General features: G+C 50.9%; 13 protein-coding genes and 1 tRNA gene. 10 read left to right on the top strand and 4 right to left on the bottom strand.

Going from position 1 to position 12,666, the window contains the following annotated elements; genetic code table 11:
* Positions 1–17: 17 nt before the first annotated feature.
* Entirely contained in the window at positions 18–518 is a 501-nt protein-coding gene (locus WCN91_RS08860; protein ID WP_342678225.1) for a DUF1543 domain-containing protein, read from the top strand.
* 16 nt (positions 519–534) lie between these two features.
* On the opposite strand, the gene WCN91_RS08855 is transcribed toward WCN91_RS08860, so the two are convergent.
* The 3 genes from WCN91_RS08855 to pdsR all read right to left on the bottom strand — a co-directional run bounded on the left by WCN91_RS08855 (position 535) and on the right by pdsR (position 3,731).
* Entirely contained in the window at positions 535–747 is a 213-nt protein-coding gene (locus tag WCN91_RS08855) for a hypothetical protein (RefSeq protein ID WP_342678223.1), read from the bottom strand.
* A 218-nt stretch (positions 748–965) separates the two neighbouring features.
* Positions 966–3,098, bottom strand: a complete 2,133-nt coding sequence (gene pdsS / locus WCN91_RS08850) for a proteobacterial dedicated sortase system histidine kinase (RefSeq protein WP_342678221.1) — start codon at positions 3,096–3,098, stop codon at positions 966–968.
* Positions 3,099–3,731 (bottom strand): proteobacterial dedicated sortase system response regulator, encoded by a 633-nt coding sequence (pdsR, locus tag WCN91_RS08845; protein WP_425416028.1) that lies wholly within the window; start codon positions 3,729–3,731, stop codon positions 3,099–3,101.
* A gap of 358 nt (positions 3,732–4,089) precedes the next feature.
* On the opposite strand from pdsR, the gene WCN91_RS08840 reads away from it, so the two are divergent.
* The 6 genes from WCN91_RS08840 to WCN91_RS08815 all read left to right on the top strand — a co-directional run bounded on the left by WCN91_RS08840 (position 4,090) and on the right by WCN91_RS08815 (position 9,137).
* Positions 4,090–4,344 carry a YkoF family thiamine/hydroxymethylpyrimidine-binding protein gene (locus tag WCN91_RS08840; RefSeq protein ID WP_342678217.1) on the top strand — a complete coding sequence of 85 codons (255 nt, stop codon included), beginning with the start codon at positions 4,090–4,092 and terminating at the stop codon, positions 4,342–4,344.
* A gap of 16 nt (positions 4,345–4,360) precedes the next feature.
* Positions 4,361–4,984: a nicotinamide riboside transporter PnuC gene (gene pnuC, locus WCN91_RS08835; RefSeq protein ID WP_342678215.1), complete on the top strand. Its 624-nt coding sequence runs from the start codon at positions 4,361–4,363 to the stop codon at positions 4,982–4,984.
* Positions 4,977–5,762, top strand: coding sequence for a phosphotransferase (locus tag WCN91_RS08830; protein ID WP_342678213.1), 786 nt, complete (start codon positions 4,977–4,979; stop codon positions 5,760–5,762). The genes pnuC and WCN91_RS08830 overlap by 8 nt, the downstream gene beginning before the upstream one ends.
* A 140-nt stretch (positions 5,763–5,902) precedes the next feature.
* Positions 5,903–5,977: transfer RNA gene (locus WCN91_RS08825), tRNA-Arg, on the top strand.
* 336 nt (positions 5,978–6,313) lie between these two features.
* Positions 6,314–8,836 (top strand): TonB-dependent receptor plug domain-containing protein, encoded by a 2,523-nt coding sequence (locus WCN91_RS08820; protein WP_342678211.1) that lies wholly within the window; start codon positions 6,314–6,316, stop codon positions 8,834–8,836.
* An 88-nt stretch (positions 8,837–8,924) separates the two neighbouring features.
* Positions 8,925–9,137 carry a Rho-binding antiterminator gene (locus WCN91_RS08815; protein ID WP_342678210.1) on the top strand — a complete coding sequence of 71 codons (213 nt, stop codon included), beginning with the start codon at positions 8,925–8,927 and terminating at the stop codon, positions 9,135–9,137.
* Here WCN91_RS08815 and WCN91_RS08810 read toward each other — a convergent pair.
* Complete coding sequence (locus tag WCN91_RS08810; protein ID WP_342678208.1) at positions 9,115–10,083, bottom strand: zinc transporter ZntB; 969 nt, start codon at positions 10,081–10,083, stop codon at positions 9,115–9,117. The two genes, WCN91_RS08815 and WCN91_RS08810, sit on opposite strands and share 23 nt — an antisense overlap.
* A gap of 180 nt (positions 10,084–10,263) precedes the next feature.
* Between WCN91_RS08810 and WCN91_RS08805 the strand changes: the two genes are divergently transcribed.
* Genes WCN91_RS08805 through WCN91_RS08795 form a run of 3 tightly spaced genes read left to right on the top strand, consistent with a single transcriptional unit; the run spans position 10,264 to position 12,651 of the window.
* Complete coding sequence (locus tag WCN91_RS08805; RefSeq protein WP_342678206.1) at positions 10,264–10,692, top strand: ATP-dependent zinc protease family protein; 429 nt, start codon at positions 10,264–10,266, stop codon at positions 10,690–10,692.
* A gap of 8 nt (positions 10,693–10,700) precedes the next feature.
* Complete coding sequence (gene rimK / locus WCN91_RS08800; RefSeq protein ID WP_342678204.1) at positions 10,701–11,606, top strand: 30S ribosomal protein S6--L-glutamate ligase; 906 nt, start codon at positions 10,701–10,703, stop codon at positions 11,604–11,606.
* A complete protein-coding gene (locus WCN91_RS08795) occupies positions 11,593–12,651 on the top strand; it encodes a succinylglutamate desuccinylase/aspartoacylase family protein (RefSeq protein WP_342678202.1) in 1,059 nt (352 codons plus the stop codon). The genes rimK and WCN91_RS08795 overlap by 14 nt, the downstream gene beginning before the upstream one ends.
* The last annotated feature ends 15 nt before the right edge of the window (positions 12,652–12,666 follow it).

Here is a 12,666-nt window from a genome sequence, read left to right as displayed (position 1 = left end):
TCAACAGGAGTGAAGAGATGCAATTGTTTATGGTTTATCTGGGTGGTCGCATTGAAGGCTGTCATATCGAGATGCACGATGTGCGCTTTGTCATTGGCGAGCGCATTGAAGATTGTTACGACAAGCTCAAAGCCCAGTGGGTGGGCAAGAAAAACAGCGTGCATATGGACAGTTATATGGCGGTACGTCATATCGACGGCTACGCGGTGAGCCTGGCTGATGCACCGCAACACTGTAGTGAACGCCTCTTTTTCGTTAATTTAGGGGCGTATCGCGCCGATCAAATAGCCGAGCAACATGCTTTTACCCTGACCGTGGCGACCAGCGTCGAGCAGGCCAAAGAGCAGGTGAAGCAAGCCTTGCTCACCGATATGAGTCATCAGCATAAAGACGATTTACATGAAGTGGATGACTGCTTTGCCCTGGACTTGATCGACGCCCAGTATCATATCCATCTTACTCCCAGCTACCAGTCGCAGGCCATGCACCCTGATTGGTTCGGCTATCACGTGCTTTAGGGCGTGACTTTGGAGCCTAGTCGTCGTTTTCTTCTTGCTTGATAGCGATGCGGATGGCGAGGATCACCAAGGCGAATAAGGCAAATGGCAGGGCCGCCAGGGCATATTCCACTAAATTACTATCTTGATAGTTAGGTTGTAAAACGAAATGCCCGCCGATGCACAAGGCAATGGCGATAAATAAAATGGGTAGCAGGGCGAGCTCTTTTTTGGCCTGATGTTTTTTCACAAGTGATTTCACGTGAGGATAAAGGCAGCTATTGTAATTAAGCCTCGTCCTGTGATTCAAGTTTTATCCTTGTTGCGCCGCTGTCATCTTGCTCGCGAAACAGCGCCATAATATATTCCAGCTCTTCCGGTAATAAAACTTGGCCTTGCATATGCACCTCGTGAGTAATGACTAACTTACCGCTAAGGCTACACCCCCTTTAGTTAATCGATTCTGAATCAGCACAAGGGAATCTCAACAAAGATGGTTACACCACGGCCATCTTCGCGGTTGCTGGCGCGTATCTGGCCATGATGAAAATCGACAATGAGACGAGCAATATACAGGCCCAAACCCAGATGCGGCTGTTGCTGCTTATCCTGAGCGCGCACCGACACCATGGAGTCGAAAATATGCTTGCCTATGTCCTTGGGCAGCGATGGCCCTAGATTGCTAATGCTGAGATGGGCTTGATTGTTATCCCGTGCTAGCGAAACTTCTATCTCGCTATCGGACTCGGCAAATTCCAGGGCATTGTTGATCAGCTTATCAAGCAACTGGGCGAAAAAGTCGGCGGCCCCTTGCACAGGAAGCGCCTCTTGGGTGATATCCAGGGCAAAGCGTGCCTGCGGATAAGCCAGCTGATAGCCCTGCATACAGCCTTGCAGCACCTGGGTGAGATCATAATGCTCCCGCGCCGAGGTACTAATACTTTGCTCCAACCGGGTGGCCTCGCTCATGGTAGTGATCAGCTTATTCAGGCGGGCGACCCCTTCCTGAGCCCGGGTCAGGTATTTTTGTTGCTGCGGTTCGTGGGCGATCAATTGCAGATTTTCCAGCGAGCTGCGTACCACGGCCACCGGCGTTCGCAATTCGTGAGAAAGGCGCGACGACATATTTTCCAGATAATGGGTATAGCCGCCAAGGCGATTAACTATATTAGCGAAGCTGCGCGAGAGGTCGCCTATTTCGTCGCTGTCGTTACTCACGCTCAGTTGCGCTCGTACCCGGCCCTGCTCATCAATGGCCTGCTCGGCACTGTCGCGTAAGCGGCGAATACGAGAGGAAATGCGCGAGGCAAAGAAAAACAATGAGATGGTGCCCACCAGCATCACCGCAATAATCACATTAAAGAGCTTTTCCAGCGCCTTGTTACGCAGAGTGCGCACGCCATTGGTGGTTTCTTCGGCGATAACTGCGCCCAGCACCTGCTCATTACTCCAAATAGGGTAGGCGGCGGAGAGGATCACCGCTTTGCTGTCTGGCGTCAGGCGCCAGTTCGAGGCCGGCTCACCGCGTAAGGCGCTGGCAATATGACTGCCTTGTAGCGCCGCTACATCATGCAAAATATCGAGAAAGTCACTGGGTGGCTTGGTCAGAATCTGGTAATAGAGGGGGTGCAAAAAGCGCTGCTCGAAACGCTGCCACATGCCTTCCTTATCCTGCTCTTGTAAGGAGCTGGCCCAGACTCCGTCCGCATGTTGAATGGTGCCCGATTGCGCCAGCACCCTGTGATGTTTATCCACCACCCAGATGCGGCTGCCGCTGTGGCCCATGCCCTTGATTATGCGTTTTATCTCAGGTGAGGGCAGCAGCACGGTGCCGAGCGTATTGGCATCGGCAATATTCGAGGTGGCCATTAAATGACGCTCTTGCTCGCCCGAGTCCCAGTCACTGATGGCAAAGCCGAGCTTGTTGCCAAGCATGGACAGGGGCATACGCAGTTCTATGTTATAGCCTTGCTCGGTCTGGCGAAAATAGCCCTGAATATCCTTATAGGGAGTCAGCTTGGGAAGACTAAAAGCATTCACCCAGCCGTCTTCGCGGGTGGCCACTATGTAATTTTTCAGCTCGCCATCGGGCGACTTAATGGCGATTTTTAAATGATCGTTACGCTCCAGGCTAAGGGCATTTTTGGGGCGTAGTCGAACCTGGTTATCTTGCACCGCAAACACCGCATACAGGTGCTGGCCATATTTGCCGACCATGTGTGTGAAGGACAGGTCGCTGTCATCATGATCCGGGTTTGGAGTTTGCAGATAGTTACCCTGGTATTGCCACATAAGACTTTGATAGGGGGCCCAGTCACCCAGCTCGCCATCGAGGCGAATGGCATTGTTGATCTGGTAGGCGTAAAGGTCGCGACCCTTTTCTACCTTGGCGGTAAACTCACTGGCATTTTCAAATAACGCGGGGCGCTCATGCAGGGCGGTGGCCAGCGCTCTTGTGGTACCGACTAGGGTTTTTTCCTGACCCTGGCGCAGATACTTTTCCATTTCCCATACATATTCGTAGCCAAGCCAGGGCAGTACAAGTAAAAAGCAGGACAGCAAGACAACCTTGCTGCGCAGCCCAAGGCCAAAGCGCGCCATCTATTTGCTTTCCCAGCGATAACCCATGCCATATACGGTGTCGATGCAATCGAACTGAGCATCGAGTGCCTGAAACTTGCGACGAATGCGTTTTACATGGGAGGTGATGGTGCTGTCGTCAACGTAAATTTTGGCATCGCTCATCAGCTCATCTCGGCTTTTTACATGCCCCGGACGCTTGGCCAGTGAATGCACCATCCAAAACTCGGTCACGGTCAAATCCACCGCCTCGCCCAGCCAACTGGCGCGCAAACGTTTTAAGTTCAGCTCCAGCTTGTCTTGCACCAGGGTGTCCTCTTGCTCACTGGGTAAGCCTTGCGCTTCAACGCGGCGAAACAGCGCAGCGATACGCGCCGCCAAATGAGCCATGCTGATGTCCTTGGTAAGATAATCATCGGCACCCATACGCAGACCACATACTGTATCTATTTCACTGTCGCGAGCGGTGAGAAAAATAATCGGCAGGGTTTGAGAGCGTGCCCGTAAGCTTTGGCACAGCATAAAACCGCCATCAATTTCATTGCCTAAACCAATATCAACGATAGCCAGATCCGGCAAACGTTCGCTCAGCGCCAGTTCGGCACTGGGCCTGTCGGCGAAACCTTGCACTTCATAGCCTTGCCCTTGCAACATTTCTACATAGTTATCGCGGATCGCGGCTTCGTCTTCAATAATGGCTATTCGTTTCATCTTAGGACTAACTTACGGCTAACAAGGTGATTTTGTTAACACTATACCCTGATTTGCTCGCCTTGTGATGAACGAAGCGGCAATTGCCATAATTGATCATATTTCGATTTTCATGCCTTTTGAGAGGAAGAGTTTGTTGTGTTTCAAGGAGCTGGGGTGATGCGCACTTAGCTAGTAGGCGCCTTAGCTATCTTCCGCTCCATTGCCTTGTCCGATTTTGAGCTATGCCAAGTATATTAAGTTGATAGCCGTTCAGGTTACAATAGCGGCATTCTTTATTCTTAGTATTAGTGATATGACCATGAAACTGACCGTTGAAATCAGTAAGTATCCGCTGCATCAAGACTATATTCCCTTTATTAAAGATTTTATTGACCGCCTTAACGAGCATAAAGAGCTTAAGGTGATCACCAATACGCTTTCGACTCAGGTGTTTGGCGATTATGATACCGTGATGGCGGTGTTGAGTGCCGAGATCAAGCGTTCCTATGAGCAATTTGGTAAGGCCATTTTTGTTTGTAAGTTTTTGTATGGCGATCTGTCGCCTCAAGACTAACTCTTAGGAATGCCTTATGGACGCCTTAAATAGCACCTTATCTGGCTTTGCTGCCATGTCCGGCTGGGAATATGCGGCGGTAGCGCTTTCCGTGGCCTATTTGTTGTTGGCTATGCGCGAAAGCCTGTGGTGCTGGCCCGCAGCCTTTTTCAGTACCCTGATCTACACCCTGATGTATTGGCAGGGCGCCTTGTTGATGGAATCCTTGCTGCATTTTTATTATATGGGTATGGCTATTTATGGCTGGTGGGCATGGCGCTATGGCAAAGAGCGCAGCGAGAGACAGGGCATTGTCAGCTATAGCCTGAGCACACATGCCAAGCTGATTGTTGCGACCGCGCTGATTGCCGCAGGCATAGGCTATTTCATGGATAATTACACCCGTGCCGATTATGCCTACCTTGACAGTTTAACCACCTGCTTTGCGGTGCTCACCACTTACTTTGTGGCGAAAAAAGTGTTGGAAAACTGGCTTTATTGGGTAGTGATCGACGCCGCCTCCATCTACTTGTATCTGGCCAAGGGCTATTATCCGACCGTGGTTTTATTTGTGTTTTATACCTTTATGGCGATTGCCGGCTACCTGCGTTGGCGCCAGCAATATCAACAGAAGGAAGAAGGAGCGCCGGCTTATGCCTGAGTCGGTGGGTCGCATCCATGCCTTGGTCACGGCATTTAAAGCCGATGCGGTGATTGAGCAAATTACCTTTTTGCCACAGGGGGTAAGCAACGAGAATTACCGCGTTGATACCGAGCAAGGCACCTGGCTGGTAAAGCTCTATGGCAGGCAGGTACCCGATGCCGCCATCGACGCCCAGCGTACTCTGGCACAGCTGGGCGTGTGTCCGGCCCCTGTTTATGTGGACAAGGGGCATCGCTGTGCCATTTTCGCTTATGCTCCAGGGCAGATGCCGAGTGATTTTGATGGTGAGCAAGCCCTGATACGTTTGACGCAAATTCACGCTTTGCCAAGCAGTGGCGCAGCACTGGATTTACATGATGAGCTGGCCGGTTATGCCAGCGAACCTTATTATCACCCTTATGCTCAGGCGTTGCAGGAAGTGGTAGCGCAGACGCAAACCACCTCAGAGGATTACTGTTTCTGCCATAACGACCTGATCAAAGAGAACATTATCAGCCACCGTGGACAATGGCAGTGCATAGATTTTGAATATGCCCAGCATGGTGACCGTTACTTCGATCTGGCCATGTTAACCCTGAGCTTTAAGCTCTCAGTGGAGCAGCAAGAGTGGCTGTTCAGCCAGTATTTTAGCGCCCTTGAATTGCAAGGAAATTGGCTGAAGTTCAAGGCCATGCAAAAGCTGGTGGCGGCCCTAAATTACTTTTGGTACGCACGTCATCAGGTACTGCACCGTATTGATGAGGCCAAGTCGAGCTTGGATGAGCTAATTACCTAATCCACATGTGCTTTTTCATCTCGTTTAAGTGTTTTACCCCTGAATAAATTATCGCCATCCGATTCGCGAGGGCTGGTATTTCCCAAGGGATGCCATTACTATAGGCGCAGTTGACACCATCCTCTGGTGGCGACGAAATCGCTCTCGTGGTGAAATGGATATCACGTGGCCCTCCGGAGGCCAAGTTGCAGGTTCGATCCCTGCCGAGAGCGCCATTATTGCTTGTCTTTATAGCTTCTGATTTTTTACCTTGTTTCCTCTGTATGTGTTTGCTCGGATATTTGCCTAGCGCTAACCCTGCTCTTGTCGCTATGACGACGCAAGATATTGAACTTTTCAGCGTATTAAAATTGCCCAAAGAACAAACCGAGCCTCATTTTTTTGCATGTTTATAGCGCCTTGTTAGCACTTTTTTTACTAATTAAACGGTGTGTTATTAAGTGCTTGTTTAGGTGAATAAGTTAGCTTATTTTGCTATTTGCTGTTACCGAAACGGCTACGTATGATTGCCCCCTATTTTACTAGCATATTCCAGTATTCGAGGGATTCTCATGACTTTTACAACCAATAAGCTGGCTTTAAGCCTGGCTATCGCATCGACGTTAAGCAGTGCGCCAAGCCTTGCCGCTACGGCGCAAAATGGTAATGCGGCCCAGCAGGATATGGAAGTGATTGCCGTGACTGGTACTCGTCGTAGCCTGCGTAGCCTTGGCGAGAGTACAGTGCCTGTGGATGTGATCACCAGTAATGATATGACCAGCACAGGTCAGTTGGAGATAAGCCAAGTCTTGGCCACTCAGGTGCCGAGTTTTAACTACCCCAGCGCCACCTTATCCGATGGTACGGATCATGCCCGCCCCGCTGTATTACGTGGTTTAGCACCGGATCATACCCTGGTACTGGTCAATGGTAAGCGTCGTCATGCCGGCGCCTTATTAAGCCTGGGCGGTGTTGTAGGTCGTGGCTCGACCGCGGTGGATTTGAACATGATCCCAGTTGCTGCCATTAAGCGTGTTGAAGTGCTGCGTGATGGCGCCGCCGCTCAATATGGCTCGGATGCCATAGCCGGGGTCATCAATATAGTGCTTAAGGACGCCGATGAAGGCGGCAGCATCAGCGCTACCTACGGCGAGTACGATACGCAAATGGCCGGTGTGCCGAAGCTTGAAAGTGCCTACGCCGATAATAACGGCAACCTGGCCTTTGTAACCGGCGACGACCGCCGCATTAACGATGGTGCCAACCGTACCTTTAGTGCCAACACAGGTTTGGCCTTAGGGGATGATGGCTTTGTCAATATCGCCTTAGAGTACCGTGACCATGAGTCGACCCTGCGCTCTGGTTTTGATCCCCGCGAGCAGTATGCTCGCCTTGAGGATGGCAGCCTGGACCCGCGTGAATTTACCATAGACAGATATAACCACCGCTTCGGCAAGGCGGCGCTTGAAGATGTCGCCTTGTTTATCAATAGCGGCTATGAGTTAGAGTCGGGCTACAGCTTATATGCCTTTGGCAGCTACTCAGAGCGTGAGGGTAACTCGGGCGGATTTTTTCGCCGCGCCAAGGATAACCGCAATGTAACTGAGCTTTACCCCGATGGTTTCTTGCCACAAATCGACACCCAGGTGAAAGACTATGCCCTGGCCCTTGGCCTGGAAGGGGAAAGCGGCGACTGGAGCTGGGATATCAGCAGCAACTATGGTCGCAACGACTTTGCCTTCGGCGTCAGCAATAGCTTGAATACCTCGCTGGGTATTAATAGCCCGCGTGAATTCGATAACGGCGCCCTGGTGTATGACCAATGGTTGGTTAACGCCGATGCCAGCACCGTGCTTGATTTGGGTCTAAATGATGATGTGTTTTTCACTATCGGTGCCGAGTACCGTCGTGAAGGCTATAAAATCGAGCAAGGCGAAGAGGCCTCTTACATTACCGCCGTTGACAGCAATGGTGCGCCGATCGGAGCCGGTGGTGCTCAGGTTCTGCCTGGTTTTAGCCCTGCCAGTGTGACCGATGAAAGTCGCTACAATATGGCCTTGTTTGTGGAGTTCGATACCTACCTAAGCGATGATTGGAATATGGTTTTGGCCGGTCGTTTGGAAGATTACAGTGACTTTGGCAGCACCTTTACAGCGAAACTGGCAAGCCGTTATAGCGTTAGCGACAATCTAAGCCTGCGCGGTGCCATCAGCAGCGGTTTCCGTGCGCCGTCTTTGGCACAAAGCTCATATCGCCAGATATCAACCGTGCTAGAGAATAACAAGCCGTTTGAAATAGGTTTGTTCCCTGCTGATACCGCTGCGGCACAAGCCTTGGGTGCTGAGCCTTTGGAAGCCGAAGAGTCGGTCAATATCACCGCTGGTTTTATCTATAACCGTGGTGCCTTTAGCCTGACCCTGGATGCCTACCGTATTGATATCGACGATCGCATTGTGCTCTCGGAAAACCTCGAAGGCGCTGAAGTGGCGGCCATTCTAGCGGCGGCCGGGGAGACCAATGTTGAGAGCGTGCGTTATTTTACCAATGCCATCGACTCGCGCACTCAGGGCGTGGATATCGTCGCTACTTATCAGCTTGATTTGGCAAACTGGGGCGATATGCGTTTAAGCGCGGCGGCTAACTTTAACGACACTGAAGTCACCGCCGTTAAAGACAACCCAGAAGAGCTGGACTCACTGGGCGAGAGCTATCAGCTGTTTGCCCGCCGTGAAATTGGCCGTTTTGAAGAGGGTACGCCGGACAGCAAGCTAAACTTGGCGGCGATTTGGAACCTGGGGCAGTGGCAAACCACGTTACGCCTCACTCGCTACGGTGAAGTAGCGGATATTTCCTCGCAGCCGGAGCGTGACGAATATCTGGATGCGAAATGGCTGACCGACCTGGAAGTGGCTTATCACCCTGATGCCAGTTGGAAGCTGGCTTTAGGCGCCAACAATCTGTTCGACCAATATCCGCAGGCCACTGTGGATAATGTTGGCCAGTCTGATTTTAATCAGATCTTCCCATACACGCCTTTTGCGCCATACAGCCTGGATGGGCGCTTTATCTACGGCAATATCACCTATCGTTTTTAATAAACGAAAGTTAGGGGCTCAATGAGCCCCTTTTTCTTGTCGCTATGCTATAAGAGAAGAGTGCATTTTTTTAAAGGAGCAGAAGTGGATGAGCTATACACCGATTTCCTGTGAGCAGCATGACCTGATTGAGATTTTTTGCATGCGTCATAATGAGGTGGCGGTAACTTTGCACAGTGGTGAGCAGTTTTGTGCCCAGGCCGAAGACGTAGGAATTATCAGCGGCCAGGGCGAGTGGCTGCACTTTAGCAACCACGAAAGTGTGCGTCTGGATCAGATCAAAGCCATTTCTTTAGCTTAAAATAAACGGCAATCAGCCCAGTCAGAGCCACCAGGGCGATAACGAAAATGGCAAAAGCCGCATCGGACTCTGTGCCCGGTATGCCGCCTATATTCACCCCCAGCAGGCCGGTTAAAAAGCCCAAGGGCAAAAACAGCGCCGCCACTACAGACATCACATACATGCGTTTATTGAGCTGATCAGAAACCTGACTGGAAACCTCTTGCTGAATAATTTGCGCGCGCTCTATATTCATATCCAGCTCTTCCAAATAGCGCACCAGATGGTTAATGGTTTCGCTGATGCGCGAGCTATCCTCATCTGCCAACCAGCTCGGCGGCTGCGTCAGCAAAGCGCGCAGGGCCTCTTTTTGCGGACGGATATAACGCTTTAAGCCTATGGTTTGTCTGCGTACCTGAGAGAGCGCATTATGATCATGGGGCTTGTTGCTGCCATCTACCTGCTCTTCAAACTGGTCGAGCTTATCTTCAAGTTCGTCGATAACATCTTGCATCCGTGAGGTGAGGTTTTCACTCAGTTGGCAAATAATTGACGATGCATTTATGGGGCCTTGGCCGGCACGCAGCGAGTCCGCCAGGGCGCTTACCGAAAGCAGGCGACGGTGACGGGTGGAGACAATCACCTGCTCGCTGACATAAAGGCGAATAGACACCATATCGTCCGGAGTTTGCGCCGGATTCAGGTTAACGCCGCGCAAAAACATCAGAGTGCCTTGGTCATCGGGCACAGTGCGCGGGCGGGTTTCATCGGCCAGTAATGATTGGTAGGCAAAATCACTTAAGTTAATGCAGTTAAGGTAGTCTTTGGCTTCATCAAAACAATAGTCGAGATGCAGCCACAGTAATCCGTCGGTACTTTGCCAGGCGCTGACTTGGTCTATATTGGTCAACTCTTTGCTAATGCCACCTTGGCCGTCGAGTACTAAAGCATGGATTAATGCACTCATGAGGAAATTCACTTTTTGTTGTCGTTATTTTCCTCTATCCTTGACTACAAGTGTAAATAGGTCAATTAATTATATTAATCGACTCGAGTAAATTAATTCACTGTTAATTGAACTGAATTACCGTATAAAGCGGATCTTTAACAACTTGCTCCTAGTTGGAGCACTGAACCGGTAGCCATTATGGAAAACAGAATTTTAGTAGGTTGGCGCGAGTGGGTTGCGTTGCCCGAGTTAGGGATCGAACAGATCAAAGCCAAAGTAGATACCGGTGCTCGCACCTCATGTATTCACGCCTTTAAGGTTGAACCTTTTATGCAGGATGGCGAAAAGTGGGTGCGTTTTTGGGTGCATCCTAATCAAGAGGATGTCGAAACCGAAATTCAGTGCCAAGCTAAAGTAAAAGATGAGCGCACCGTCACCGATTCTGGCGGCCATAGCGAAATGCGCTATGTGATTGAAACTTTATTGAGTATTGATGGCCAGCAATGGCCTATAGAAGCAACGCTGACTAACCGCGATACTATGAAGTTTCGTATGCTGCTAGGGCGCACCGCCATGGTGGGCCGCATTGTGGTTGACCCTGAGCTCTCACACCAAACAAGGTTATAAGGATAACTATGAAAATTGGTATTTTATCGCGCAACAAAAATCTCTACTCTACTCGCCGCCTGATTGAAGCGGCTGAAAAGCGTGGCCATGAGGTGCAGGTGTTGGATGCGCTGCGTTGTTATATGAATATCAACTCGCAGGAGCCGGAAATTCACTTCAAGGGTGAAAAACTTGAAGGTTTTAATGCCATTATTCCGCGTATCGGCGCCTCGGTAACCTTTTATGGTTGCTCGGTATTACGTCAGTTTGAAATGATGGGCGTGTATCCGGTTAATGAATCGGTCGCGATTACTCGCTCGCGCGATAAGCTGCGCTCTTTGCAATTGTTGTCGCGTAAAGGGGTCGGCATGCCGGTCACCGGGTTTGCATCAAAGCCCGATGACGTAAAAGACTTGTTGGAAATGGTTGGCGGTGCACCCGTGGTGATCAAGCTGCTTGAAGGCACCCAGGGTATTGGCGTGGTGCTTGCGGAAACGCGCAAGGCGGCGGAAAGCGTAATCGAGGCCTTTATGGGTCTTAAAGCCAACATCATGGTACAGGAATACATTAAAGAAGCGGGCGGCGCTGATATTCGTTGTTTCGTTATTGGCGATCGCGTTATTGCGGCGATGAAGCGTCAGGCGCAAGAGGGTGAATTCCGCTCTAACCTGCACCGCGGCGGCAGTGCCAGCCTGGTTCGCATTACTCCGGAAGAGCGTAAAACCGCAGTAGCGGCGGCCAAGGCCATGGGCTTGAATGTGGCCGGTGTTGACTTGCTACGTTCGGAGCGCGGTCCTTTGGTGATGGAAGTAAACTCTTCACCGGGCTTAGAAGGTATTGAAGTGGCGACAGGTAAAGACATTGCCACCATGATCATTCAATTTATTGAAAAGAACGCGAAAGAAAAAAGGACGAGAACCCGTGGCAAGGGCTAAGAAAAATCCGCCATTTACTTTATTAGGGGAGCAGGTTGCTCCCGGAGAGCGTCGTGTCTTTGAACTCGAAGCGGCCAAATTGTACACCCACTCACCCCTGACCATTAATTTAGAAGTGGTCAACGGTGTTGAGCCTGGGCCGACTCTGTTAATTTGTGCGGCCATTCATGGCGATGAGCTCAACGGCGTGGAAATAGTACGGCAAACTCTGGCCAAGGTGGATGTCGCCAAGCTGCGTGGCACCTTGATTGCGGTGCCCGTGGTTAATGTGTTCGGTTTTATTCATAAGTCTCGTTACTTGCCGGATAGACGCGATTTAAACCGCAGTTTCCCTGGTTCGATCCGTGGCTCTGTGGCCGGGCGCATGGCCAACACCTTTTTTAACGAGGTGGCGGTGCACTGCAGTCATATTATCGACTTGCACACAGGTGCGTTGCATCGCACCAATTTACCGCAAATTCGCGCCGACTTGAGCAATGATGAAACCGCTAAAATAGCCAATGCTTTTGGCACTCCGGCGGTGATCAACGCCTCCTTGCGCAACGGCTCACTGCGCTCTGAAGCGGCGGCCCGTGGTATTCCGGTGATCACTTATGAAGCCGGTGAGGCACTGCGCTTTGACCCTATTGCTATTGCCGCTGGCGTACAAGGAGTGGAAAACGTGATGCGTAAGCTGCGTATGTTGCGCGGCAAGCGGGTACGCAAACAGGCTGAACCTGTGATTGCTTCGGCCACCAGTTGGATCCGTGCCGAAACCGACGGCATTATTCGTGCTCAGGTATCGCTCGGTGAGCGGGTGCGTCAGGGTCAGGTTTTGGCCTATATCAATAGCCCGCTTGGCGATACCGAGTGTGCCGTGCTGGCACCGCGCAGTGGCATAGTGATTGGTCAGCAAACCTTGCCGTTGGTCAATGAAGGCGATGCGGTATTCCATCTGGCTTATTTTGCCCATGCTAACGCCATTGTTGAGCAGCAATTGGAAACCTTTATCGATGAGATCAGTGATATGGACGATGAGCTCAAAACAGCCGAGCTTAACAACTGATAAAAAATAAGCGCC

This window comes from Pseudoalteromonas qingdaonensis (assembly GCF_038739665.1).
GTDB classification, from domain to species: domain Bacteria; phylum Pseudomonadota; class Gammaproteobacteria; order Enterobacterales; family Alteromonadaceae; genus Pseudoalteromonas; species Pseudoalteromonas qingdaonensis.
This window is presented reverse-complemented; position numbering and strand designations above follow the sequence as displayed.